The 25,810-nt window shown below is 38.4% G+C and carries 28 protein-coding genes and 1 riboswitch; of the genes, 21 read left to right on the top strand and 7 right to left on the bottom strand.

Features of this window, described 5'->3' with window-relative positions:
* Positions 1 to 61: 61 nt before the first annotated feature.
* From panB to AC0KUU_RS13295, 12 genes are all read left to right on the top strand, one after another.
* Positions 62 to 895 (top strand): 3-methyl-2-oxobutanoate hydroxymethyltransferase, encoded by an 834-nt coding sequence (panB, locus tag AC0KUU_RS13350; RefSeq protein ID WP_043979506.1) that lies wholly within the window; start codon positions 62 to 64, stop codon positions 893 to 895.
* Position 896: 1 nt separating this feature from the next.
* Complete coding sequence (gene panC / locus AC0KUU_RS13345) at positions 897 to 1,754, top strand: pantoate--beta-alanine ligase (RefSeq protein WP_097823979.1); 858 nt, start codon at positions 897 to 899, stop codon at positions 1,752 to 1,754.
* Positions 1,755 to 2,138, top strand: coding sequence for an aspartate 1-decarboxylase (gene panD, locus AC0KUU_RS13340; RefSeq protein WP_013056099.1), 384 nt, complete (start codon positions 1,755 to 1,757; stop codon positions 2,136 to 2,138).
* 200 nt (positions 2,139 to 2,338) lie between these two features.
* Complete coding sequence (dinG, locus tag AC0KUU_RS13335) at positions 2,339 to 5,140, top strand: ATP-dependent DNA helicase DinG (RefSeq protein WP_230184587.1); 2,802 nt, start codon at positions 2,339 to 2,341, stop codon at positions 5,138 to 5,140.
* An 88-nt stretch (positions 5,141 to 5,228) separates the two neighbouring features.
* Positions 5,229 to 6,026 carry a ComEC/Rec2 family competence protein gene (locus tag AC0KUU_RS13330; RefSeq protein WP_322551879.1) on the top strand — a complete coding sequence of 266 codons (798 nt, stop codon included), beginning with the start codon at positions 5,229 to 5,231 and terminating at the stop codon, positions 6,024 to 6,026.
* Positions 6,027 to 6,214: 188 nt separating this feature from the next.
* Positions 6,215 to 6,385: a YpmA family protein gene (locus tag AC0KUU_RS13325; RefSeq protein ID WP_013056102.1), complete on the top strand. Its 171-nt coding sequence runs from the start codon at positions 6,215 to 6,217 to the stop codon at positions 6,383 to 6,385.
* Between the two features lie 11 nt (positions 6,386 to 6,396).
* The gene (locus AC0KUU_RS13320; protein WP_013056103.1) at positions 6,397 to 6,885 is read left to right on the top strand and encodes a cell wall elongation regulator TseB-like domain-containing protein; all 489 of its coding nucleotides are present in this window, start codon (positions 6,397 to 6,399) and stop codon (positions 6,883 to 6,885) included.
* 133 nt (positions 6,886 to 7,018) lie between these two features.
* Positions 7,019 to 8,203 (top strand): pyridoxal phosphate-dependent aminotransferase, encoded by a 1,185-nt coding sequence (locus AC0KUU_RS13315; protein ID WP_013082327.1) that lies wholly within the window; start codon positions 7,019 to 7,021, stop codon positions 8,201 to 8,203.
* Between the two features lie 157 nt (positions 8,204 to 8,360).
* The gene (gene asnS / locus AC0KUU_RS13310; RefSeq protein WP_322551880.1) at positions 8,361 to 9,653 is read left to right on the top strand and encodes an asparagine--tRNA ligase; all 1,293 of its coding nucleotides are present in this window, start codon (positions 8,361 to 8,363) and stop codon (positions 9,651 to 9,653) included.
* Between the two features lie 336 nt (positions 9,654 to 9,989).
* Positions 9,990 to 10,697: a DnaD domain-containing protein gene (locus AC0KUU_RS13305; protein ID WP_016763459.1), complete on the top strand. Its 708-nt coding sequence runs from the start codon at positions 9,990 to 9,992 to the stop codon at positions 10,695 to 10,697.
* Positions 10,698 to 10,837: 140 nt separating this feature from the next.
* Complete coding sequence (gene nth, locus AC0KUU_RS13300) at positions 10,838 to 11,509, top strand: endonuclease III (RefSeq protein WP_043979488.1); 672 nt, start codon at positions 10,838 to 10,840, stop codon at positions 11,507 to 11,509.
* Positions 11,496 to 11,987 (top strand): YpoC family protein, encoded by a 492-nt coding sequence (locus AC0KUU_RS13295; RefSeq protein WP_016763461.1) that lies wholly within the window; start codon positions 11,496 to 11,498, stop codon positions 11,985 to 11,987. The genes nth and AC0KUU_RS13295 overlap by 14 nt, the downstream gene beginning before the upstream one ends.
* Before the next feature lie 35 nt (positions 11,988 to 12,022).
* Here the strand turns inward: AC0KUU_RS13295 and AC0KUU_RS13290 are convergent, their stop codons facing one another.
* Together AC0KUU_RS13290 and recU are read right to left on the bottom strand one after the other, a co-directional pair.
* Positions 12,023 to 14,863 (bottom strand): transglycosylase domain-containing protein, encoded by a 2,841-nt coding sequence (locus AC0KUU_RS13290; RefSeq protein WP_322551881.1) that lies wholly within the window; start codon positions 14,861 to 14,863, stop codon positions 12,023 to 12,025.
* 63 nt (positions 14,864 to 14,926) lie between these two features.
* Positions 14,927 to 15,526, bottom strand: coding sequence for a Holliday junction resolvase RecU (gene recU, locus AC0KUU_RS13285; protein ID WP_014460963.1), 600 nt, complete (start codon positions 15,524 to 15,526; stop codon positions 14,927 to 14,929).
* Positions 15,527 to 15,599: 73 nt separating this feature from the next.
* On the opposite strand from recU, the gene AC0KUU_RS13280 reads away from it, so the two are divergent.
* Positions 15,600 to 16,595, top strand: coding sequence for a DUF2515 family protein (locus tag AC0KUU_RS13280; RefSeq protein WP_162213868.1), 996 nt, complete (start codon positions 15,600 to 15,602; stop codon positions 16,593 to 16,595).
* Between the two features lie 11 nt (positions 16,596 to 16,606).
* Here the strand turns inward: AC0KUU_RS13280 and AC0KUU_RS13275 are convergent, their stop codons facing one another.
* Positions 16,607 to 16,708: a hypothetical protein gene (locus AC0KUU_RS13275; protein ID WP_016763465.1), complete on the bottom strand. Its 102-nt coding sequence runs from the start codon at positions 16,706 to 16,708 to the stop codon at positions 16,607 to 16,609.
* A gap of 227 nt (positions 16,709 to 16,935) precedes the next feature.
* On the opposite strand from AC0KUU_RS13275, the gene AC0KUU_RS13270 reads away from it, so the two are divergent.
* On the top strand, positions 16,936 to 17,190 hold the full coding sequence (locus AC0KUU_RS13270) for a hypothetical protein (RefSeq protein WP_013056112.1): 255 nt from the start codon (positions 16,936 to 16,938) through the stop codon (positions 17,188 to 17,190).
* Between the two features lie 45 nt (positions 17,191 to 17,235).
* Positions 17,236 to 17,586 (top strand): YppE family protein, encoded by a 351-nt coding sequence (locus AC0KUU_RS13265; RefSeq protein WP_013056113.1) that lies wholly within the window; start codon positions 17,236 to 17,238, stop codon positions 17,584 to 17,586.
* A 339-nt stretch (positions 17,587 to 17,925) separates the two neighbouring features.
* On the opposite strand, the gene AC0KUU_RS13260 is transcribed toward AC0KUU_RS13265, so the two are convergent.
* Positions 17,926 to 18,096, bottom strand: a complete 171-nt coding sequence (locus AC0KUU_RS13260) for a hypothetical protein (RefSeq protein WP_013056114.1) — start codon at positions 18,094 to 18,096, stop codon at positions 17,926 to 17,928.
* A 126-nt stretch (positions 18,097 to 18,222) separates the two neighbouring features.
* On the bottom strand, positions 18,223 to 18,417 hold the full coding sequence (locus tag AC0KUU_RS13255) for a YppF family protein (RefSeq protein WP_013056115.1): 195 nt from the start codon (positions 18,415 to 18,417) through the stop codon (positions 18,223 to 18,225).
* 229 nt (positions 18,418 to 18,646) lie between these two features.
* On the opposite strand from AC0KUU_RS13255, the gene AC0KUU_RS13250 reads away from it, so the two are divergent.
* Positions 18,647 to 19,060 (top strand): YppG family protein, encoded by a 414-nt coding sequence (locus AC0KUU_RS13250; RefSeq protein ID WP_013056116.1) that lies wholly within the window; start codon positions 18,647 to 18,649, stop codon positions 19,058 to 19,060.
* Between the two features lie 31 nt (positions 19,061 to 19,091).
* Here the strand turns inward: AC0KUU_RS13250 and AC0KUU_RS13245 are convergent, their stop codons facing one another.
* Both AC0KUU_RS13245 and AC0KUU_RS13240 read right to left on the bottom strand, forming a co-directional pair.
* Complete coding sequence (locus AC0KUU_RS13245; RefSeq protein WP_016763466.1) at positions 19,092 to 19,238, bottom strand: hypothetical protein; 147 nt, start codon at positions 19,236 to 19,238, stop codon at positions 19,092 to 19,094.
* Positions 19,239 to 19,382: 144 nt separating this feature from the next.
* A complete protein-coding gene (locus AC0KUU_RS13240) occupies positions 19,383 to 19,769 on the bottom strand; it encodes a CotG/ExsB N-terminal domain-containing protein (protein WP_340597709.1) in 387 nt (128 codons plus the stop codon).
* A 171-nt stretch (positions 19,770 to 19,940) separates the two neighbouring features.
* Here AC0KUU_RS13240 and AC0KUU_RS13235 point away from each other — a divergent pair, with 171 nt between their 5' ends.
* From AC0KUU_RS13235 to AC0KUU_RS13215, 5 genes are all read left to right on the top strand, one after another.
* Positions 19,941 to 21,026, top strand: coding sequence for a CotH kinase family protein (locus AC0KUU_RS13235; protein WP_322551883.1), 1,086 nt, complete (start codon positions 19,941 to 19,943; stop codon positions 21,024 to 21,026).
* Positions 21,027 to 21,255: 229 nt separating this feature from the next.
* Positions 21,256 to 22,353 carry a spore coat protein gene (locus AC0KUU_RS13230; RefSeq protein WP_473452767.1) on the top strand — a complete coding sequence of 366 codons (1,098 nt, stop codon included), beginning with the start codon at positions 21,256 to 21,258 and terminating at the stop codon, positions 22,351 to 22,353.
* 69 nt (positions 22,354 to 22,422) lie between these two features.
* Positions 22,423 to 23,085, top strand: coding sequence for a hypothetical protein (locus AC0KUU_RS13225; protein WP_043979476.1), 663 nt, complete (start codon positions 22,423 to 22,425; stop codon positions 23,083 to 23,085).
* Positions 23,086 to 23,251: 166 nt separating this feature from the next.
* A riboswitch (SAM riboswitch) is annotated at positions 23,252 to 23,369 on the top strand.
* A gap of 71 nt (positions 23,370 to 23,440) precedes the next feature.
* Positions 23,441 to 24,586 carry a trans-sulfuration enzyme family protein gene (locus AC0KUU_RS13220; protein WP_034653411.1) on the top strand — a complete coding sequence of 382 codons (1,146 nt, stop codon included), beginning with the start codon at positions 23,441 to 23,443 and terminating at the stop codon, positions 24,584 to 24,586.
* Positions 24,570 to 25,751, top strand: a complete 1,182-nt coding sequence (locus AC0KUU_RS13215; RefSeq protein WP_043979474.1) for a trans-sulfuration enzyme family protein — start codon at positions 24,570 to 24,572, stop codon at positions 25,749 to 25,751. The genes AC0KUU_RS13220 and AC0KUU_RS13215 overlap by 17 nt, the downstream gene beginning before the upstream one ends.
* Positions 25,752 to 25,810: the final 59 nt, after the last annotated feature.

Here is a 25,810-nt window from a genome sequence, read left to right as displayed (position 1 = left end):
GTAGAAGGACTTTTTGTGTGCAGACGTGCGCTCATCTCCTCTGAGAAGGAGGAGAAAGTTAGTGAAAACAAAATTAGATTTTTTACGTATGAAACAGCACAATGAACCAATTGTGATGCTGACTGCCTACGATTATCCGTCAGCTAAGTACGCTGAGGAAGCAGGCGTAGACATGATTTTAGTAGGCGATTCTCTAGGAATGGTCGTTTTAGGATATGACTCTACGATTCCTGTAACGGTAGATGATATGATTCATCATACAAAAGCGGTTAAAAGAGGAGCTGCTGATACATTTATCGTCACCGACATGCCATTTATGTCCTATCACGTGTCGAAAGAAGACACGATGAAAAATGCTGCTCGCATTATGCAGGAAAGCGGAGCTCATGCTTTAAAAGTAGAAGGTGCAAAGGATGTTCTTTATACAATTTCAGAATTGACGCAAGCTGGTATTCCGGTTGTGGCACATCTCGGGTTAACTCCTCAGTCTGTCGGTGTCCTGGGCGGTTATAAAGTGCAGGGAAAAGAAGCAAAAGAAGCTAAACAGCTAATCCAAGACGCGATCAAGTGTGAGCAGGCGGGAGCTATTGCTGTTGTATTAGAATGTGTTCCTAAACAAGTAGCAAAACAAGTAGCTGAACGCTTGAGCATTCCAACAATCGGAATTGGAGCAGGAGCTGATACGGATGGTCAAGTACTTGTATACCACGATGTATTAACGTACGGAGTAGAGCGTGTGCCAAAATTCGTTCAGTCATTTGCGAAAATAAATGAGCCTATTTTACAGGGGCTTTCTCAATATGTAAGTGAAGTGAAAAAAAGAGAGTTTCCGAAAGAAGCACATACTTTTTCAATGAAAGAAGAGCAGTTAACGGCACTGTACGGAGGAAAATAAGATGAAAGTCATTACAACAATTAAAGACATGCAGCAGGAGATGAAAAAAGAAAAGCAGCTTGGACGTTCAATTGGATTTGTCCCGACGATGGGCTATTTGCATGAAGGCCATGCTACTTTACTTGGAGCAGCCCGCACAGAAAATGAAGTAGTGGCGCTAAGTATTTTTGTGAACCCGACTCAATTTGGGCCGAATGAAGATTTTGATACGTATCCAAGAGATTTTGAGCGCGATGAGCGCGTGGCAAAAGAAGCTAACGTCGACTATTTATTTTATCCTTCAGTAGAGGAAATGTATAAGTCAAGCCATTCAGTTGCTATAACCGTGACAGATCGTGTAGACGTATTGTGTGGACAGAAGCGTCCCGGCCATTTTGACGGAGTAGCCACGGTACTAACAAAGCTTTTTCACATTGTAACACCAGATCGTGCATACTTTGGTAAAAAAGATGCACAGCAAGTTGCTGTAGTAGATAGCTTAATTGAAGACTTTAATTTCCCAGTGGAGCTTAGACCAGTAGATACGGTGAGAGAAGCAGATGGCTTAGCTAAAAGTTCTCGTAACGTATATTTAACAGAAAAAGAAAGAGAAGAGGCACCTGTTTTATTTAAGAGTTTACAAAGCGCTCTGCAGCTGCTTGAAAGCGGAGAGAAGCACGTAGAAATTATTAAACAGACCATTCGAAAAGAAATTGAGCAATATACGAGCGGTAAAGTGGATTATATCGAGGTTTATACGTATCCAAAGCTAAAACCGATTAAACAAGCCGCTGGCAAAATCATTATTGCTTTAGCTGTTCAATTCTCTAAAGCACGTTTGATTGATAATGTAATTGTAGACGTACAGGGGGATAACTAAATGTTTCGCACGATGATGAACGCTAAAATACACAGAGCTCATGTAACTGAAGCCAACTTAAATTATGTTGGCAGTATCACCATTGATGAAGATATCATCGACGCAGTAGGAATAGCAGCAAACGAAAAAGTCCAAATTGTAAACAATAATAACGGAGCTCGCTTGGAAACTTACGTGATTCCCGGCGAACGCGGGAGCGGCGTAGTTTGTTTAAATGGAGCTGCTGCAAGACTTGTGCAGCCTGGAGATATTATCATCATTATCTCTTATGCGCTCGTGGCAAATGAAGAAGTAGCCCACCATCATCCAACCGTAGCGATTATGAATGAGCAGAATAAAATCCAACAATTGCTTAAACAAGAACCAGCTGGTACAATTCTATAAGAACAGTCCCCCTTTATGAGGGGGATTTTTATTTGAATACATACGCTAGTAAGTGAACGGTATAAACCTCTATACACACTAAAGTAAAACTCTATGTATGAAAGCCTCTCTGTTTTTACGAGAAGGAGTTGCGCTTTTAAAGCATATAGAGCAGGCTTTCACTTTATACTATAAAAAGACAGACTTGCGAGGTGTTGACCGTGAATAAACGCTTTGTTGTGGTAGATCTTGAAACGACGGGACATTCTCCAAAACAAGGAGATAAAATGATTCAATTTGCTGCTGTCATAGTAGAAGACGGCAATATTGTTGAACGTTTTTCTAGTTTTTTAAATCCTGGTATGGATATTCCGCCTTTTATTACACAACTAACTAACATTCAAAATGATATGGTGAAAGATGCGCCTTTATTTGAAGAAATTTCACCTAAAATTATAGAATTGCTAGATGATGCTTATTTTGTTGCGCATAATGTGGCATTTGATTTAACTTTTTTACAAGAAGAACTCTATCAGTGCGGAGAGGAGACGCTTTATAATTCAACCGTAGATACCGTCGAACTGGCCCGGATTCTGCTGCCTACAGTTGATGGGTACAAACTTAGCCAATTAGCTGAGTATTTACATATTGAACATGAAAACCCTCATCAAGCAGATAGTGATGCAGAAGTAACGGCACGCATTTTACTGTTACTAATTGAAAAATTAAAGAAGCTACCTCTAACAACCTTAAAGCAGCTGTATGCGCTAAGCTTGCACTTTAAAAGTGAAATTGGAGAACTGATTCAACAAGTTATAGATGATAAAAGCTATGCCGAGGATGATTCTTATGAATTTATACATGGCATTGCGCTAAACAAATATCAGCCGCATTCAGCTAATGAAAAGCAGCACTCTCATACTTACGAAATATTTGAAACTGAAAAGCAAAAGCTGTTCCATCAGGCTCTGCCATTGTTTGAAGAACGAAAAGGGCAGTGGGAGATGATGAACTTTGTACAAGAGTGCTTTGCAGGTAATGAGCATGCTTTAATTGAAGCCGGGACCGGTATTGGTAAAACCTACGCTTATTTAGTTCCTGCCGTGTTTTATGCTTCTGTTCATCACCGCCCAGTTATTATCTCAACTAACACGGTAACGCTTCAGCAGCAAATCATCGAAAAAGATGTGCCCATTCTAGAAAAGATTGTTCCGTTTCCTGTTACGGCAGCTGTTTTAAAAGGAAGAGAACACTACATTAGTATAAGAAAATTTATTCAGCTCTTAAAAGAGCGCAATAATAATTACGATGCAATTCTTACAAAAGCGAAGCTGCTTATTTGGCTGACGGAAACGGAAACGGGCGATAGCGATGAAATCAACCTGCCTTCTGGCGGCAAACTTTTTTGGGAACAGCTAAATGAAAGCAATCCGTCTCCGAGTGACTTTAAGCATCCTTGGAAACTTTATTCTTTTTATGAACGAGCGCAGAACAGAGCGCAAAATGCCCATATAGTAGTGACAAATCATCGCTTGCTGTTGATGGATGTGATGAGTAATCATGAGCTGCTGCCTGAGTATGAACAGATTATTATTGACGAGGCTCATCACTTAGAAGACATTGCTGGAGAAGAGCTGGGGGAGCGCTTAGATTATTTTGCGGTTCATGCGCTATTAAACCGAATCGGAACCATTCAAGACAAAGGGCTGTTAAAAAAAATTCATCATACGTTTGTAAAGTATAGCATCGAGCTTAACACTGAATTTCTTCAAAACCTGTTTGTGCAGCTCCATTCTGAGTGCGATGACTTATTTCGTTTGATTCATTCTTTTGTCCAAAAAAGAATCGGCAATCAGCAGGGCGAGATTGGAAGAAGCAGCTATCGATATAAAGTGGAAAAAGAGCATGGGCATTACTGGACGGCTATTCAAGAAGCAGCGTCGCGCATTCGTTTTTTAATTCACGATCTTTTTACATGGAATGATGGGGCAAGACATTCCTTTGACGAACTATATGACAAAGTCACAAAAAATGAACAGTCGTCTCTTCATGAATTTCAAACGGCTGTTAAAGGATTTGAACACATATCTCAGCAAATAGAAAAGCTTTTGTTCAAACAGCAGAGTCATCACGTAACGTGGTTTGAGATTGAACCAAAAGGAGCAGCGAATGCTACGTATATCTATAGTCAGCCTACTTCCATTGCCGATACGCTGGCTGATGAATTTTTCGCCAAGAAACAAAGCGTTATTTTAACATCGGCTACATTGACGGTGAATGGAACATTTGATTATTTAATTCAAGAGCTAGGGTTATATGACTTTCAGCCTGCTCAACTCATTCTCCCTTCTGAGTTTGATTATGAGAAGCAAGCTAGAGTCTATATTCCTCAAGATATGCCTGCTGTTAACGAAGTATCATTATATGAGTATAGCGCTATGATGGCAGAAAGTATTCTTGACGTAGCTAAAGTAACAAATGGTCGTATGCTGGTGCTTTTTACTTCATATGACATGCTGAAAGCTACGTATGGTTATTTAAAAGAGTTAAACGATCTTGAAGAGTTTGTACTGCTCGGTCAAGGAGTCACAACTAGAAATCGTAATAGACTGCTAAAGGACTTCAGCCAGTTTGAGCATTCCATTCTATTAGGTACAAACAGCCTTTGGGAAGGAATTGATCTGCCAGGAGATTTATTATCATGTCTCGTAATTGTCAGACTTCCTTTTTCATCTCCAAATCAACCTTTGCTGACAGCTAAATTTGAGCAGATGAAAAAAGAAGGAAAAAGTCCTTTTATGAATTATTCACTTCCTCAGGCCGTTATCCGTTTTAAACAAGGATTTGGACGGTTGATTCGTTCGAAAAGTGACCGAGGAGCTATATTTATTTTTGATAATCGTATTACGCGAACAGCATATGGGTACCATTTCCTTCACTCACTTCCAAAAGTCCAGGTTGTTCAAAAAACGTTTTCGAATATCTTACTGGACTACAAAGAATGGTGGAATGAAAAGACTTGAGCATACGCTTAAGTCTTTTTTTATGCATACTGTTTCTTCACTTGAGAGACGATAGTAATATACTATGATAAGCAAATGAGGACATTGTATGATTAAAATATTAATAAGCGCCGTACTGTTTTTTAGTTTTATGAACTGCTCGGTTTCAGCAGCCGTCATTAAAAACGTAGATTTTGGTTTACAAGCTGATGAAGTAGTGATCACCTTTTTACCTCTTTCAGCTGGAGAAGCGAGTCTGATTCAAGACGGAAGCGGTGAGACTATTTTGATAAATACCGGGAATGCATCTTCCTATCCCGAGCTGAAGAAGTGGTTGAAGCGATATAAAGTGAAAAAAATCAACCAATTAGTGATTACGAAACAGCAAAAGTACTATGATTCAAATGTTCAGCGAGCTGTGAATGATTATCATATAGAGCGTATTATTGTCCCCGCTCAGTACCAGGCGGAATTTCAAACAGAGAAGTGGAAAGAAAATGATTTATTTCAGTTAACAAATAATATACACGTTGATGTCTTGCATGCATCGAAGCAAAAAATAGCGGCTATGGATCTATTATTTACGATCGGAGAACATCGGATTCTATATGCAATGAGCAGCTCAGATGAAGTAGAAGAAAAGTTTTTACGTATTCCTCTTACCCATGTAGATGTATTGAAAATTCCTGATTTTGGAGAGGGAACGTTTTTTTCGAATGCATTTTTGAAGCAATTAGATACACAGCTTGCCGTTTCTTTTACGAAACCAGGCCGTTCCTATTCCCCTCGACTGCTTTCAAATTTAACAGCTCAATGGATTGAATTATATGACGTAAGAGAGGGGAGCGCTTACTCTATTAAAATGTCGCTAAAATCCTATGATGTGATGAAATTTTCTGCAAAATAAACAAATTTCCTTTTGCAAAAAGAGGTAAATTCCTTATAATATTATATATGTTTACTTATTTATTCGGTTTTTACGCAAAACGTACAGACGGGATTGATGAGTGAAAAAGATGACGATGGTTTTTGATACCTGTTATAATACGAATATCGTCATTTTTGCGTCGTGATAGACGAGCTAGGAGGTTTACAATGGAAAGTAGGATTGAAGTATTATCAACTGTCCGCGTGGAAAATTCCTCGGATTTATATAAAATTGTTGATAGTTTGAATCGCACGTTGAAAAAGCAAGATTTGATGTTCGGATTAGCGTTAGATGAAGAAGATCAAAGCAAAGCTGTATTTACAATTTATCGTACATAAGTAGGGATTTTATGAAAAAGTTAATTATTGTAGCGGTAGCTGCTGTGCTTTTAATTATCGGAGGCATTTCTTTTAGCATTTATCACTCGTCCGTGAAGGATGTTCAGTCTGCTGAGGAAAAAGCAGCATCCCAAGCAAAAAAAGAATTTAATTTGAAATCTGTCACAAGCACCCAGCCATATTTCGGCAATCATGCATTTTATGTAGTAGAAGGTACAAACCGAAGCAATCAAAAGGTAATTGCTTGGATGCCTAAAAGCAAAAAGCAAACAGCTGTTTTAAAGAAAGCAAGCAGCGGGATCACAAAAGAGAAAGCCATTTCCATTGTGAAAAATGATAAAAACCCGCAGGAAATTAAGTCGGTGCGCCTAGGCATTGAAAATAAAAAGCCGCTGTGGGAAGTAACATATGTGGATAAAGATAAAAAACATTTAACATACTATTATCTTGATTTCTCTAGCGGTGAATTTATAAAACGATACAGCTTATCTCAATCATAAATCGTTTATACCATATGAAATACCATATGTGTCATAATATAAGGTTTCAGCGCTTTATGAAAATGAAGCCAATTTTTTATCTATAATCAGCTCGCGGGCTGATTATAGCTTTAGTTCATAGGGGGAGATTTTAGTGAAGTTAGCAAAACGTGTATCAGCATTAACGCCATCATCAACATTAGCGATTACAGCAAAAGCGAAAGAATTGAAAGCGGCTGGTCATGATGTGATTGGACTTGGAGCAGGGGAACCTGATTTTAATACGCCGCAGCACATTTTAGAAGCGGCTGTTACAGCAATGAATGATGGTCAGACAAAATATACGCCAGCAGGCGGCCTTGCACCATTAAAAGAAGCGGTAATTGAAAAATTCAAACGCGACCAAGGCCTGACGTATTCACCTTCTGAAATTATTGTTTGTACAGGTGCTAAGCACGCACTGTATACGTTATTTCAAGTTCTGTTAGACGAAGGTGACGAAGTGATTATCCCAACTCCTTACTGGGTGAGTTATCCTGAGCAAGTAAAGTTAGCAGAAGGTACACCAGTATTCGTTGAAGGTTCTGAAAATAACGAATTTAAAATCACACCTGAACAATTAGAAGCGGCTATTACTGCTAAAACCAAAGCTGTTATTATCAATTCACCAAGCAACCCAACAGGTATGATTTACACAAGAGAAGAGCTTCAAGCTTTAGGAGAAGTTTGCTTGAAGCACGATATTTTTATCGTATCAGATGAAATTTATGAAAAGCTTGTATATGGTCAAAATGAACATGTATCGATTGCACAGCTTTCACCAGCGTTAAAAGAAAAAACAATTATCATTAACGGTGTTTCTAAGTCACATTCCATGACGGGCTGGCGCATTGGATATGCAGCTGGTGATGCTACAGTTATTAAAGCGATGACAAACCTAGCGAGTCACAGCACGTCAAATCCAACATCTATTGCTCAATATGCAACAATTGCTGCTTATAACGGCACTCAGGAGCCGGTGGAAATGATGCGACAAGCTTTTGAAGAGCGTCTAAACGTAATTCATGAAAAGCTGATTAATATTCCAGGATTCTCATGCTTAAAACCACAGGGTGCTTTCTACTTATTCCCTAATGCAATTGAAGCTGCAAAGTTAACTGGTTTTGATACAGTTGATGCATGGGTAGAAGCTATTTTAGAAGAAGAGAAGGTAGCGCTAGTGCCTGGATCAGGATTCGGTTCACCAGAAAACGTACGTCTTTCTTATGCTACATCACTAGATTTGCTAGAAAAGGCATTGGAACGAATTCAATCATTCATGACTCGTCACATGAAATAAAAAAGTAACAATAGGTAGAAACAAAAGAGCCTTTTAGCACAAATCACACGTGTTAGAAGGCTCTTTTGGTTTGTTACTTGTTATTATGTTTGTCGAAATGTATAATAGGATGGCATACATAATTACGAAATGTAAGTTTTTTGGAGGGATATTAATCGTGAAAATTACGATTTCAGAAGCAAGCAAGCATGTAGGAAAAGAAGTAACAATTGGTGCTTGGTTAGCGAATAAACGTTCAAGTGGTAAAATTGCCTTTTTACAGCTGCGCGATGGATCAGGATTTATGCAAGGGGTAGTTGTAAAAGCTGAAGTAGAAGAAGAAACTTTTAAATTAGCTAAATCTATGACGCAAGAATCATCACTATATGTAACAGGTGTAGTACGTGAAGATGAGCGCTCACCGTTTGGCTATGAATTAACAGTTACAAGCCTTGAAGTTATTCATGAAGCTGTTGATTATCCAATTACGCCAAAAGAACATGGAACAGAGTTCTTAATGGATAACCGTCATTTATGGCTGCGTTCTAAACGTCAACATGCTGTTATGAAGGTTCGTAACGAAATTATTCGTGCAACGTATGAATTCTTTAACGAAAACGGGTTTACAAAAGTAGATCCGCCAATCCTAACAGGAAGTGCTCCTGAAGGAACAACAGAATTATTCCACACGAAATATTTTGACGAAGATGCATATCTTTCTCAAAGTGGACAGCTTTATATGGAAGCAGCGGCAATGGCGCTTGGAAAAGTATTTTCATTCGGTCCAACGTTCCGTGCTGAAAAATCTAAAACACGCCGTCATTTAATTGAGTTTTGGATGATTGAACCAGAGATGGCTTTCTACCAATTCGAAGATAACTTGAAAGTACAGGAAGAGTATGTGTCTCATGTCGTACAGTCTGTTTTAACAAACTGTAAGTTAGAGTTAAATGTACTAGGCCGTGATACATCTAAGTTAGAACAAATTAAAGCGCCATTCCCTCGTATTTCGTACGATGACGCTCTTAAATTCTTACATGAAAAAGGATTTACAGACATTCAGTGGGGAGATGACTTTGGAGCACCGCATGAAACGGCTATCGCAGAAAGCTATGACAAGCCGGTATTCATTACACACTATCCAACGTCATTAAAACCATTTTATATGCAGCCAGATCCAACAAATGAAGACTTAGTATTATGCGCAGATTTAATCGCACCAGAAGGCTACGGAGAAATCATTGGAGGCTCTGAACGTATTCATGATCAAGAGCTTTTAGCTCAGCGTGTAGAAGAGCACAAATTAGATACTGAAACGTATAAGTGGTATTTAGAGCTTCGTAAGTATGGCTCAGTTCCACATTCAGGATTTGGTTTAGGCCTTGAGCGTACGGTAGCATGGATTAGCGGCGTAGAACACGTTCGTGAAACGATTCCATTCCCACGCTTATTAAACCGTCTATACCCGTAAGGAAGTGAAAAAAGTATTCTGACTCTTGTAGTCAGGATACTTTTTTAGCTTTTTTTATGAATTATAAAAAGAAAAGAAAAACGAGGCTTTTACTTATATCATAAGGAAACAAAGGCAAACATAGAAAAGAGCCTAACTTAAAAGGGAGTTGCAATTCTCGAAAAAATAAGTTAGTGTAATATTCTTGGAAGGAAGTCATCGTTCGTATATATTTTATATGTGCAGAGCAATGGTACGGTTTCAGCGGAAAGTTTTACATAGAAGCTTTTTTAGCTTCGAATAATTATTACTTTGACTATAAACTTCATGATATACTAACTACTGAGGTGTTCGGATATGAAAAAAGAAACGTTAATTGAATGGTTTGAACAAGGCACAGTTTCAATTCCGAAGCTGCTGTTTAATCACTATAGCGATTTGGGAATGAACGAAACGGAATTCATGACGTTAATGCATATTTATGTTTCCATTGAAGGCGGTGAAGGTTTCCCGACACCTAACGAATTGGCGGCAAAAATGAGTATTTCAAGTGCTGTCTGTATGGATACGCTGCGAGCATTAATTCAGCGCGGCTTTTTATCTATTGAGCAAGATCAACAGCAAAACGCCCTTATTTGTGAACGTTATTCATTAAAACCGCTTTGGGAAAAGCTTATTCATCATATGATGCAAGAAACAAGAGAAGTAGAAAAAAGTGAAGAAGAACAAGAAGAGCTTAATTTATATACAATGTTTGAAAAAGAGTTCGGCAGAGCATTGTCTCCGTTTGAATGCGAAACGCTAGCGATGTGGATTGATCAAGATCATCATGATCCCATTATTATTAAAGCGGCACTAAGAGAGTCGGTGATGTCTGGAAAATTAAACTTCCGGTATATTGATCGGATTTTATTTGAATGGAAGAAAAATGGTATTCAGACCATTGATCAAGCCCGCAAGCATAGCCAAAAATTTCGTCAAAATCAACAGCCCAAAAAACTATCTTCTGTTAACCCTTCTCAGTCTACATCAGCCATTCCTTTTTTTAACTGGCTAGAGCAATGACAGGATAAAAAGCTGCTTCAAGATCCAAGTAATTGAATCTTGAAGCAGCTTTTTTAAAAGAATATGGACAAAAGTAGCATTTGACAGGAACCCTATTGTAAAATAGGAGGGAACTACCTGTAAGGAGAAGGAGAACTAGTATGTTAACGTTAAAACAAATCAGACAGTGCCTAGATGCTATGGCGGAAATGTTTCCTGACGCCCACTGTGAGTTAAATCATCGGAATCCCTTTGATTTAGTCATTGCTGTGGCGCTATCTGCTCAGTGCACAGATGCTCTAGTCAACCGCGTAACAGCGGATTTATTCAAAAAATATCAAACGCCTGAAGACTATTTAGCCGTTTCGTTAGAAGAGCTGCAGCAAGATATTAGATCAATCGGCTTATATAGAAACAAAGCTAAAAATATTCAAAAGCTCTGCCGTATGCTCATTGATGAGTATGGAGGAGAAGTTCCAACAGATCGTGATGAGCTGACCAATCTTCCAGGAGTAGGGCGTAAGACGGCTAATGTTGTTGTATCCGTAGCTTTTGGAGTACCGTCAATAGCAGTAGATACGCATGTAGAACGTGTAAGTAAACGCCTTGGGATTTGCAGGTGGAAAGATTCTGTTTTGGAAGTAGAAAAAACGCTAATGAGAAAAGTTCCGAAAGATGAATGGTCAGTCACGCATCATCGACTTATCTTTTTTGGACGCTATCACTGTAAAGCACAGTCTCCTCAATGTCATGTCTGCCCGCTCCTTGATCTTTGCCGAGAAGGAAAGAAACGAATGAAAGGAAGAGAGAAGAAGACAGATGTTACCGATTGAAGTGCCGTCACATTTCATATGCGAACCATTCTATTCAAAAGAAGACCGGATTCTTGAAGTGGGTGGAAAAAATTATTTTGCTTATGATATTTTATACGATGTACATAAAGAAACGAAAACACCTTGGAGGGATGTTCAAAAGAACATACGGCCATTTTTTGAAAAGTGGGAAACTCAAAGGGAAGAACTGTATACGCTTTTTTCTCTGCGAAAAGCAAAAGAAGCAGCCCCTTGTATGAAACAAGCTGCTGCTATGTATATTAGTTTACTGTTTTGGATTAACGGACAGCCCGTTCGGCGTTTAAATCGGCTGCAAGAAGATATAGCGGACCTAACCTATAAGCCTATTAACTGTGCTGAGAGACTTATGTTTTTGCTGCAGCGAGTTTCTTCTTATCAAGCGTATATTCAGCTGACAGAGTTATTTAATGAGCTACGTAAGCAGTATGCAAAAATGCTTATTCTTCACAAGAAATAAAGCCCCTACACGTGTAGGGGCTTTTTACTGCTACGTTAATTTTCAGTTGTTGGCTCTTGCTGCGGTGTAGCAGGTGTTGACGGCGTCGATGGTGTAGCAGGGGTTGTTGGTGGTGTCTGACTTCCTGAGTCACTTCCACCGTTGTCTGCTGGAGGAGTTGTTGTGCCTCCGTTATTACTGTTGTTGCCGCTGTTACCATCGTTAGCATTGCCGCTATCATTATTGTTATTATTGTTATTATCGGTATTGCCGCTATTGTTACCGCCGTTATTGCTGCCATTATTGTTGTTTTGGTTATCATCCGGCTGAGTAGATGAATCGTCCCCTTGATCAGAGCCGTTGTTTTGATCAGTGTTGCTATTGTCTTCATTTTGATTATCGTCCGTTGTTCCGTCATCTTCAGGCTTAGTAGAATCATCTTCGGTAGCTTGATCTGATGAATCAGGGACTTTTACAGAAGAACTAGCGCTTTCGCCCGTATTTGTTGTTACGGTGAAACTATACGTTGCGCCTGGTGCTGGGTTGGAAATTGTTTTTCCACCGGCTCCTGCGCCAGATGCGAGTTGTTCAGAACCGTTAGGAGATGACATTGTGACTGTAAAGGTCGTATCACTGGCTGCGTTTGACGCTGACCAGTTAACTGAAATTGCTCCTCCGCTATACGAAGCAGTAATTTTTGGCTTCACATCTTTATTATCTTTTTTCTCTTTTTTGTCCTCTTTTTTATCTTCTTTCTTTTCTTCTTTTTCTTTTTCTTTCTTCACAAACGTTTGAGATACTTTTGTCGGTGCAGTACCGCGTACAAAGTATTCTTTAGTAATTAAGCTCGAAGGAGTAGAGCCGCTTGGGCGTTTTAAGTCTTTGCCCGTTGGTTTTTCCACGGAACGTTCAACTACGCTGTCCGGCTGCTTGAAACTTCCTTTAGGTTTGCCTTCAGAAATATGAGTAATAACATGCTTAAAGATATTTTTTGCCATGCCTGTTTCATTAGGACTTAAAATATAGCCGTCTTTAGCAGTTTCATAGCCTGTCCATACGGAAATCGTATAGTTTGGCGTAAACCCATTAAACCAAACGTCTTTTTCACCAGCGTCTGGAATGTTGTATCGTTTTTTCTCGTCAGCACTAAAGTTTGAAGTTCCGGTTTTACCCGCAATTTCTAATCCAGGTGTACGAACAGCACGAGCTGTACCATATGACTCGTTTACAACAGATTTCATCATGTCCGTCATCATAAATGCCGTGTAATCTTGCATTGCGCGTTTTGATTTTGGTGTTAAATCAATTTCTGTTCCATCTGGGAATTTTACCTTTGTCACTGTATGAGGTGCATTGTACATACCTTCATTTGCAAAAGCGCTATAGGCTCCAGCCATTTGTAGCGGTGTAACACCTGTACGGAAGCCTCCGATAGAATAAGATTCAGAATAAGCTTCGCCGTCTTCTTCGTCTAATTTTAGCCCAAGGCCCGTAGCAAACTCTTTTGCTTTGTCTGCCCCGGTTGCTTGAAACGCTTTTAAAGCAGGGATGTTCAGTGAGCGTCCTAAAGCTTCACGCGCTGAAACCCACCCTTTATAATTGCGTCCGAAATTTCGGATTGGCGTGCCGTTTGAATAATGATATTCTTCATCTTTTATCGGTTGTCCAGTGGACCACTTTAAGTTCTCAATCGCTGGGCCGTAATCTAAGATCGGTTTAATGGTTGAGCCGGGCTGGCGTCTCATATTTGTTGCAAAGTTTAAGCCGCCTGACACACGATTACGTCCGCCTCCAATTGCTTGAATACCGCCTGTTTCATTATCTACAACGACAAGACCTGCTTGGAATTTATCATTCGGGAAGTTGACTACTTTGTTATTCATCACATCATCCACATAGTCCTGAGCATTAGTGTCAAGCGTTGTATAAATTTCTAAGCCCGCAGAAAATGGATCTGCGTCTGTTTTCTTTTTTACTTCTTCGATTACTTGATCAATAAATACATCGTACTTAGATGTTGATTCAGTTTGTTTAGCTAAGTGAGCTTGTACATCTACTTGTTTTGCTTTGTCTGCCTCGGCTTGTGTAATAAAGCCGTTCTTAGCCATTAAGTTTAATACTGTGTTACGGCGTTTAGTAGCATTCTCTGGGTTTGTAACTGGGTTATAAGTAGTTGGCGCTTTTGGTAAGCCTGCCAACATAGCAGCTTCATCAAGAGTTAAATCTTTTACGCTTTTAACTCCGTAAAATTTCTCAGCTGCTCGTTCAATACCGTATACTTCACCTGATGCGAAATATATTTTGTTTAAATACATTTCAAGAATTTGTTGCTTGGAATATTTACGCTCAAGCTGGTAAGCTAACCACATTTCTTGTACTTTACGTTTAACCGTCTTCTTTGGTGATAAGAACGAATTCTTTACCACTTGCTGAGTAATCGTACTACCGCCCTCAGCACCGAAGCCGTTTTTAAAGTTCGCCATTAATGCTCCGCCAATTCGGTAAAAGTCGACGCCATGATGTTTATAAAAACGAACGTCTTCCGTAGCGATAAATGCGTTTTTGACGACTTGAGGGATTTCATCGTATTGCACATATGTACGTTTTTGAGCTCCAATTTCTTTTACAACTGTCTTTCCATCGTTTGCATATACTTTAGATGAAAAAGAGTTTTTTAATACCGAGTCATCAACTTTTGGAGCATCGCTTATCATAGCAAAAAAAGTTCCGACTCCGGCAATGAGCCCTATGATTCCTATCAGTAAAACTGCGGCAACAATTTTACGAAATAGGCCTCCTTTTTTCTTCTTTTTCGGTTTTCCTTGAGATTTACCTTCTGGTTTGTTGTCATTCAAAGCTCTTCGTCGTTCTTCACGAGAGCGATAATTATCTGACATAAAAACTCCTACCTTTCAACGCATTGTAAGAGAATGATTTCCGTAAACATATATATCATACTCTTAAAAGTATAATTTATCTATAGTTTTTATGTAATCGATTCTCGGATGGTAACCAAGTTCGATGAAATGTCCTTTTTTTTCAATATCTGCCTTAGGGATTGATTTTCGTCCATCTTTTTTCATGGCATCCCAATAAGGAAAAAGGAACTGTGCTTCGAACAAGTATATTTCTTGTAAAGTAGAGAACATTAATATAACGAAACAAATCCCGTTTTGTTTCACAATTTGCTTCATATGTTCAATTTGATGTTCATGAAAATTACGCAGCGGAAATGAGGTTTTATTTCTCGTTTCTTTTGCTTCAAAGTCAAGGTGTTTTCCTTTATAGACTCCATTATAGTCTGTAGTAGAAGCCTGTTTAAAATAAGCTTCTTTAATAACAGCGGCACTTCTCTTCGGATAGTCTACTTTTACAATTTGAACAGGGGTTGGTTTTTTGTGAACAATGGCTATTCCTTTTGAAACATAGTATTCGTTTGTTTCGTTTAAATCGTCCTCCAGCGTCATACCACGATTGCTATAGCTAGCTTCTAGCTTTTTAGGGGAAGGACTGCTGGTATTCAATGGCTTATAGGCCTTTCCGTTAGGATAGCGAATCATAACCATCACTCCTTTAGTGTAAATCTATTAAACAAACAAATTCTATTATACCAAATCCTACAAATAAAAATAGATGAAAGAAGATGAAGAGATGTCACTCAATAGTTCGGAACAAGCGCTGTTGACGGCGATTAAAAAAACCACAGACAAGCTGAATATTGATAATATATCAAGAACCCAGGCTTATGCAACTTTTTATCATAGATATCCTGAAGTAAAGTGGGCATTTCTCGCAAGTATGGTGTCACGAAACGCAGGATGGAATATGTGTGATTTGCAAGGGGAAAACATGAAAAAAGCGTTATCAAAGCAAACGCGCGATTTATTATTTTTGACGTATGAAAGAGCAAATTGGCTTATTTTTAAAGATGTCTTCCCGCAATTACTATTGTATGCTGTTTCACGTAAAAAACATGTCTCTTACGTTCATTTACTTCCCTATTTAAATGTTTCATCTTTTATCGAAGAGAAGTGGAGACAATTTATGCACAGACCTTGTGAACTGCAGCTTATTCATGCGTTAATTGTGAATGAGCAGCATGTTATTCAACAGCCCGTTATTGAACAGCCTTTTTATCAAGATAGAGTGTTTAAAAGTACGCTGTTTTTTTTTCAAGATATATTCCACTTTAGTTCCGTCCTTTTTCCTACTACAAAAGGGGAATTATACGGTTGTTCTGTTCATGATTTTACAAAAGTAAATAATCGGATTGATTTGGGGAAGAAATTAGCGGCTTTATTATTTCATGAAAAGTATTATCCCTTGTTTTATGAATTTTCTTTGAAAACAAAGCATACGGGTTCGAGATACGATTATGAGCAGTATTTTGTGAATAAAACCAGCTGCCGTACACCTGCTCTTCGAAAGGTGTATCCGGCTATTAGACATCATGAAAAGAAGAGAGAAGAGTGGTTTTTAACGAAAAAAGAGGAACAAAAGCTCATGAAAAAGCCGTCTTTTCCAAAGAAAGTTCATTTTACAAAGTGGTATCTTCAAAAGCAAAAGCAGCTGTATATATTAATGAAAGTAGCGCAAGTATTTAATGTAAATAAAAACGGTCACAAGTGACCGTTTTGTTCTTAAGTAGAAGGCTGGTTAGGACCGTTTAACTTTTTAGGATCACCGTAGGTTTTTGTTTCAGGCTTATTTTTAGGCTGTGATTTTTGCTGTTTGTTGGCCATATCTAGGCACCTCCTATCATGTTGTAATAAACGTTCAGCAGCGGAATGTATCTGCTTAGCTGAAATGTCTATACTAGTGTTTTCAATATGTTCACTTTCGATTCACCATAAATGAAAATGTCGAAAACATCTTTCTTTGACGAATAGAAACTAGTTTTGTCATGTGTGAAGGGACAATGAAGAAAAGAGAGAATACGTTATGCAAAGGAAAATTTGGAGGGATGGCGATGAAACAAAGTATGGTTAAAACAAGCGAAATGATGACTTTATTAGATAGCTTACTAGAGCAAGTAGATTTAGTGGATAAAACGATGTCTACATCTATAAATGAAGCATTTACACATTGTGAAGAAACATATATGGAACAAGTTCATCGCATTGACCAATCACTGCAAGAAATTGAAGTAGCTGTGTATGAAAGCATGCCTTCCGAAACAGAATGGAATAGAAGCCGAAGAGAAATGGTTCTTCATACAGTATAAAGACTGTTTATGTTACAATAGTCATCGTAGAGGTGACGAATAACGATGAATGAAGATGTGAAAAAAAGTACGGAGATCATGTTTCAATATAATGAAGTAGCTGTAGAACGATTAGCGTCTATTCAACAGGAAGAAAATTATGAAGTGAAATTTTTTGAAGAAGTAAAGCCTTATGGAGATATTTTCTTCAAAGAACTTGATGAATGGGCTAGTCTCGTAACGGAATGGCTGAAGAAAGAGCGACCAAAATATATTCATGTTAATCAAGTAGAGACGTTAAAAGAAAATTTACAAAACGTTGTACTACAGTCGTTTTATCCCGAGACGCGAGAAAAGCGATTTAAAAAGATGTATCACTCAAATAAGTATGTGCTCGAGTCGATATTGAATAATTAATCCCGGCCTTCCGTTGAGACTTATAAGGTGGGGATTTTCTATGTATGAGATTGTGACAAAAGTATTTTACACGAAATGAAAAACGAACTATCGATCAAAATTTTTGATTCGTAGTTCGTTTTTTTTTTGATGAGAAGCATAGGTTTCATTTGTTTTGTTCCTTCTAGCAGTTGATTGGAGAGCAAGGCGAAGACTCCTACTCCCGCGGAAAGCGAAGCCTTGCACGGAGATCAACTGCGGTGTCATAAGCGGTTCAGCTCATGTATCCCATTTGTTCGTCTCAAGATTGGATTCATTTTGTTATGTCCCAGCCTCTTTTTATCATATCAATCAAAAAAGTTAATCAAAATCTTTTTGAGATTGGATAGAAACAGCTGGGTGATCTTGTGAAGCGACTGTATCGATATGATAATCAACTTTTTCAGTATGTTTAGAAGCAACGGCGTTATTTGTTTTAGTTACTGCACTTTGGCCTTGCTTTTTATGATCAAAATGTTTTCCACGACTCATGAGATAGACCTCCTTTATTGAATACTACGTTAAAGCTTTTATAGTATAAACAAGTCAAAAAAGAAGTATGTGTCCACTTTATAGGAAACAAAGAAACCACCGATTTCTCGGTGGTAGTAAAAAAAATTAATCATCTTGTGCACTAAAATCGGGCTTAGTAGCTCCAATTTGTTCGAGTTCACGTACAGCGGCTTTGTAATTCATAGGAGTTAAAAAACCTTTTAAATATTGCTGCTGAGCAAAATCGAGTAATTCATTACTTGACTGCGGCTCATACTGTTTCACCGCAATAAAAGCTTCTTGAAGTTCGTTCACATACATGTAAATTCCCTCCTAATCCCCATTTGTGCCACTACGTATCGTAGTATCACTTGTTCTTATCGTACCATATATTTAAATAATCTCGTTTTTTTGAAAAATTTAAACTTTCGACAGAAACCTACATATTTTTGAATGTGTTTTCCAAAAGTACAAGTAGACGAACGTCACCTCTTATTTCTGCATACATACTATATATTATGTAATATTAAAAAGGAGGTATTGATTTTGCATGTATACAAGTAAGCATTATCCGTATTATGAGCAACATCAACCAGAACGTTTTGATTTAAGTCAGGTACATCCATTTCCGCAGTATCATCAGCAGCCATGGACGGAAGCTTATATGCCGCAACATCCGTACGCTCAGCAACAAATGCCTTTTGGTCCTCAGCAAATTCCCTACATGAACGGAATGTACCAGCAGCCCATGTACAATAATGCAGGTGCGCCTTTTAATCCATACCCTAAAGCTCAGCAACAAAAGCCTCAGCCTTCTCAATTTCAGTCATTAATGTCTCAGTTTAAATCGAGTGATGGCAATTACGATATGAACAAGATGATGAATACTGCGGGGCAGATGATGGGAGCCATGAACCAATTAACATCCCTAGTTAAAGGGTTTTCCGGGATTTTCAAAGTATAAGGACTAGAAGGTGTTTTCTAGTCCCTGCTTATTATTTTTTCTTTTGATTTTTCAAATAGGTTTCTCCAAGAAGTGTAAATACTTCATTGTAAGTTAATCCAGACTGAGCATTTAAACGTTTGACTTCTTCGACATCTGTTGTTGATGAAGTTGAAATTTGATGCTTGCTTTTTTTCATAAAACCTCTCCTTCTCTATGTAAAATGAATAACATCCCATCTTAGTATATTTCCAAATGTGCCCTACTATAAGTGGAAAAAAACGCCGAAGACACTCATGGTTCTTCGGCTTTTTTTTGCAATAAAGATGAGTGTTTAGAGAAATTAAGAGCGGCGTGAACGGCGAGCACGACGTGAACGACGAGAAGAACGACGTGAACGACGAGTAGAACGACGAGAGCGGCGAGTAGAACGGCGTGAACGACGAGTAGAACGACGAGAGCGGCGAGTAGAACGACGTGAACGACGAGAGCGGCGAGTAGAACGGCGAGTAGAACGGCGAGTAGAACGGCGAGTAGAACGGCGAGTAGAACGGCGAGTAGAACGGCGAGTAGAACGACGAGTAGAACGACGAGAGCGGCCAGTGCTACGAGAAGAGCGACGCGGCTTTGTTAGTGGACCGGCAGTTGGCTCTTGAAACATAAAAGATTTCAGTTCTGTACATTCCAGGGCTTCAGCAGCCTCTTTAATTTTTTCAGGTGTAATATGCAATACAAAAACCTCCTTGTCAATTGGACTAGGTCTTGCATTAATAGAATACGCACTGATGCTTGTCCTTGATATGAGTCAAAAGTGGAGTTTGCGCAAATAGTTGATGAGGTGGGGTATCATGGAGAATTTACCCTTCATATACTTTAATAATTGAAGAAAGGTGGTCGAATAATGAAGCAAAAAGAAATCCCTCAATACGCTCTGTTTGTGAATGTAAAAGATTTAAAGGAAATGCAAAGAGATATTTGGTCAGAAGAAGCGGTTCAGGCAACGATGAAGTTTAACAAAAAACGCTACGATATTGATTTGCTGCTAAGAGGCTCCCACATTCGGAAGATGAAAAAAAAGTCATATTATATTGAATTTTATTCTCCAAAAATATTTCAGCGAGCCAAAGAAATACACCTAAACGCTGAATACAAAGATCCATCGCTTATGCGCAACAAATTGTCCCTCGATTTTTTCTCTTCTTTAGACGTTTTATCTCCTCATTCTCAGTTTGTCACTCTTAAGATTAATGGGAAAAATGAAGGAATATATCTTCAACTCGAATCGGTAGATGAACTATTTTTGAAAAAAAGAAATTTAGCGGATGGATCCATATTTTATGCAGTGGACGGAGATGCTAATTTTTCTTTGATGAGCGATTTGGATAAAAGGCCGAAAACAACTTTGTTATCTGGATATGAAGAAAAAGCAGTGAAAGAAGGGGATGAGGAAAAATTAGAAAAGTTTATATTTAATCTTAATACGTGGACAAATACGGAATTCGAACAGAATATTGAGAAGTACCTGAACGTCGACCGCTACTTATCTTGGTTAGTCGGTATTATTTGTATGCAGAATTACGACGGTTTTGTCCATAACTATGCCCTCTATCTAAATCATGAAAGCGGGCGCTTTGAACTGATTCCATGGGATTATGATGCAACTTGGGGAAGAGATGTAAATGGAAAAGTAATGGAAGGAGACTATGTCCGCGCACAAGGATTTAATACGCTTACAGCTCGCTTACTGGCCGTGAACAGCATTAAAAAGCGGTATATTCAAAAAATGAACAATGTTCTAAATAATCAATTTACAATAGAATACATGAAACCAATCATTTATCAACTGCATGAGTATATTGCTCCTTATGTATTAAAAGATCCTTACGTAAAAGATAACTTGGAACAATTTCACAAAGAACCGGAATTTATGCTGTCTTTTATAAAAGAACGAACAGCATATATTGAAAATAACCTTTTGACTCTTTAAAAAGAGGTAGATTTATAGGCAATTTATAGGCAACAGTGGATTTTGTTAATAATAGGCAAATGCAGGAAATCAATAGCTGTACATGATACGTATATATACAGTATGAATGACCAATAAGGATAACTAATAAGGAGGAAAAACAATGAGTAACTATTACTATGGCCAAGAACAAGGGCAAAATCAAAATCCACGCCAAAAATCAAGCCAAAAACGCAGCCGAAATATACAAATGCCTGATAAAGGCTATTCTTCTCACTTCAAACCCCTAAAAGGAAGAGTGGTGACCGTTTATCGTGGAGGACCTGAATCTAAAACAGGTTATTTGGTTGACGTGCAATCAGATTATTTAATCTTAGCAGTGGAAAGCAACAATAATAACAATAATGGTGAAAATAACAACCAAAACAACCAAAACAACCAAAACAACCAAAATAATAATCAACAAGAATATACACTTGTATATTATCACTTAGCGCATGTAAAAAGTATCACTGAAGATACTATGTCAAATTCGGCACAAACGTTTACTGGAATTAGCGCAGAATTAGAATTATATCGAGGAAAAACTTTTGCTACAACTTTATCATTGATGAAAACTAAATATGTGCAGGTTAACCAAGGTGGACCTGAGAAAAAAGCAGGTCAGCTTCTTGATGTCTTAGGTTCATTTGAATCTGCTTATATAGTATTACTCACAGAGGACGACGGTGTCGTCTATATTAATACTGAACACGTTAAGAGTGTGAGTGAATATCAAAACAACAACGGAGATCAAACTAGTCAATCTGCAAATGAACTCTTAGTGAGCCAAGAACCAGAATATATGAAATCCAAAAGCTTTAACGATCTTTTTGCCCACCTTTCTCATAAATGGGTATCAATCAATAATGGAGGACCTGAAGCTGTAGAGGGCGTGTTAGTACAAAGCCGAAATGGTACATTTACACTTGTGCAGAATAATCAAGTATTACGCTTACAGCCAAGACACGTTAAAACCATTTGTGTGGGAGCAAAAGGGGCTTTTAAGCAAAACGATAACAATCAAAATAATGAAGAAACAGAAGAAAATGGAGAGGCTGAAGCTGCGAAGTCTACAGAAGAACGTACAGGAAGCCGTACGGGAGAACGTACAGGACGCCGCACGGGTGGACGCACAGACGATCGCTCGGGAGGACGCCGCACGGGTGGACGCACAGACGATCGCTCGGGAGGACGCCGTACGGGTGGACGCACAGACGATCGCTCTCGAGGACGCCGTACGGGTTCACGCTCTTCAGCACCGGCCGAGAAAGTTATTAAAACGAAAAATTATCGTTGGAAAGCATGATGAAATGGAACATAAAAGGTGCTTATAAAGCACCTTTTCTAACATATAGAAAAAAGGAGGAGAATGAGTATGAGTATGAATCATTATATCAATAAAATTGTGGAGTTGGATATTTCAGGTAAAACGAGATTTGTTGGCAGACTTATTGATCTTGGATTAGATATTATGGTTTTGTATAATGGACATGATTATTTGTATATTCCTCTTTTACACATGCATCGTTTGCGGGAAGTATCCGAAGAAGACTATACGGTTTTACGTGAAATAGAAGAGAATTTGATAGAAGAAAGTCAGCGGATTTCTTATCGTAATATTTTACAGCAGGCAAAAGGGAAATTTATTGAAATTTATGTAACGGGAGGGAAATCATTGCATGGCTATATCACAAGCGTGCTGAATGATTATCTTGTGTTTTATTCTCCAGTGTATAAAAATGTCTTTGTTTCTCTGCATCATTTGAAATGGCTTACCCCTTACAGTAATGAGTTAACCCCTTATTCTTTAAGTGACAAAGAGCTCCCCGTAAGGCCCGCCTCTGCACCTTTTGTCAGAAACTTTGAAGAGCAGCTTAAAAAATATGAAAATCAGCTGGTCGTATTAGATTTAGGGGATCAATCAGAAAAGATTGGCGTACTTAAAGAAGTTTCTAATAATATTGTTGAACTAATTACGGCAAATGGAGAAAGTATGTATTGGAAGTTAGCTCACGTAAAATCTGTACACTTGCCTTAAAAAAAGAGACCTCGCTTTCGTCTCTTTTTTTATGTGTTTATCAGGACAAGTATATTGAATAAACAAATGAGACGATTTAAATTTTTTAGAAAATTATGTTGACAATATAGAAAATCTTTATTAAAGTTATTAACAACAAACGTTAACCACCAACAATTATATAGAACTCTTATCCAGAGTGGCGGAGGGACTGGCCCTGCGATGCCCGGCAACCATCAAATGAAACATTCATTTGAACGGTGCTAATTCCTGTGGAACATCAGTATTGTTCTAACAGATGAGAGAAATCGTGTATAAACGAACACTCTTCCATCTGTGAAGAGTGTTTTTTATTTTGAGTTAAGGAGAGAAATAGATGAAAATTGAAACTTTATTAGTTCGTTCAGGAGTAGGTCGTGACCCTTCAACAGGTTCTATTACAACCCCTATTTACCAAGCATCAACATTTGCTCATCCTGCTTTAGGGCAAAGTACAGGATTTGACTATGCACGTACGGCAAATCCTACTCGTACAGCATTAGAAGAAGCAATTGCTGCTTTGGAAAAAGGAGAAGTAGGAGTAGCATTCGCTTCAGGAATGGCGGGTGTAATGGCAGTTTTAGCACTATTTAAAAACGGAGATCATTTAATTGTATCAGAGGATTTATACGGAGGAACGTACCGAGTACTAAATGAAATTTTTTCAGAGCAAGGAATTACTGTTTCGTACGTCAACACAGCCCATCTCGAACAAGTAAAAGATGCGCTTCGTCCCAATACGAAAGCTTTATTTATTGAAACACCTACGAATCCAATGATGCACGTGACTGATTTGCCAGAAGCAATTGCGTTAGCTAAACAGCATGATTTGCTTACCATCGTTGACAATACCTTCATGTCCCCTTATTATCAGCGTCCTTTAGAGCTTGGAGCAGATATTGTGATACATAGTGCAAGCAAATACATTGGGGGTCATAATGATGTAGTTGCTGGTCTTGTAGTCGCTCGATGTAGTAGCTTAGGAGAGAAAATTCGTTTTTATCAAAATGCAGCTGGGGCAATCTTAGGTCCACAGGATAGCTGGCTGTTATTACGTGGTGTTAAAACGCTAGCGCTTCGTATGGAAAAGCATAATGAAAATGCACTGAAAATTGCAAATTGGCTTACTGCTCATGATCTCGTGGAAAAAGTGTATTACCCTGGTCTTGAAACACATCCAGGCTATGAAATCATGAAGAAACAAGCAACTGGATTTGGAGGCATGATTTCTTTTGCTGTCTCACACCCTGACATCGTGTCAGTACTTTTAGAAAATGTCAAAGTTATTACATTTGCAGAAAGCTTAGGAGGCGTGGAAAGTTTAATGACATTCCCAGCTCGTCAAACACATGCTGATATTCCGGAAGAAATTCGAAATCGTGTCGGAGTAACAAACTGTTTACTGCGGTTATCAGTTGGAATTGAGCACGCAGATGATTTAATTAAAGATTTGAAGGAGGCATTTGATGCATACCAACAATAATAAACATAGATTTGGTACGAACTTAATTCATGCAAATACAGGAATTGACGGTCATTTTGGAGCGGTTAACGTACCTATTTATCAGGTATCTACATTTAACCAAGAAGATGAGACGAACAACGGCCGCTATGACTATTCTCGTTCAGGAAATCCAACTCGTGAGGCTTTAGAAAACACCATTGCTCAGCTAGAAAATGGATACGCTGGTTTTGCTTTTTCATCAGGTATGGCTGCTATCTCATCGGTGTTATCTATTTTTGAATCAGGGGATGAAATTTTAGTTTCACATGATACGTACGGCGGGACATATCGTGTATTAACACGATTATTTTCAAAGTTTGGTATCAAAACAACTTTTGTTGATACAACGAAGGTTGAGAAAGTAGAAGAAGCTATCACAAAAGATACGAAGGCTATTTATATCGAAAGCCCTTCAAATCCATTTTTACAGGTAACGGATATTAAAGCAGTAGCAAGTTTGGCGAAGGAGCGCAACCTCCTTACAATTGTGGATAACACGTTTTTAACACCTTATCTACAGCAGCCGATTGACCTTGGTGTAAATATTGTGATTCATAGTGCTACAAAATATCTCAGCGGTCACAGTGACGTCATTGGCGGTCTAGTTGTGGTAAGCGATGAAAAGCTAGCAGAAGAAGTAAAGTTTGTACAAAATGCTTTTGGTGCTATCTTAGGACCGCAGGATTGTTTTTTACTGCTTCGAGGAATTAAGACATTAAAAGTTCGTTTAGATCAGCAGTTAAAAACAGCGCTGCAGTTTGCAAAGTGGCTTGAAGAACAATCTCTAGTGAGCCGTGTATACTACCCGGGCTTAAAAAGTCATCCGGACCACAAACTGATTTCAGAACAAGCAAATGGATACGGAGCTATGATTTCTTTCCAAGTACAGGATGAAAAAGTAGCGCGACATATTTTACAAGGAGTCAAATTGGCTTCAATTGGCGTTAGTCTAGGTGCAGTTGAATCCATTCTAACGCATCCTGCAACAATGTCTCATGCGAGTATCCCAAAAGAAGTGCGTGAAGAAAAAGGAATTACTGATTCACTTCTTCGCCTTTCAGTAGGGTTAGAGGAATTTGAGGATTTGAAGCAAGACTTTAACGCTGTTTTTCAAAGCTTAGAAGAAAAGGCGTTAATTAAATAAAGAAAAGAGACTGGGACAAAAGTATTGTAGTTAAAGTTAAACAAGAACTATTAATCAAA

The sequence above is a fragment of the Priestia sp. ST2 genome (genome assembly GCF_055810735.1).
This window is presented reverse-complemented; position numbering and strand designations above follow the sequence as displayed.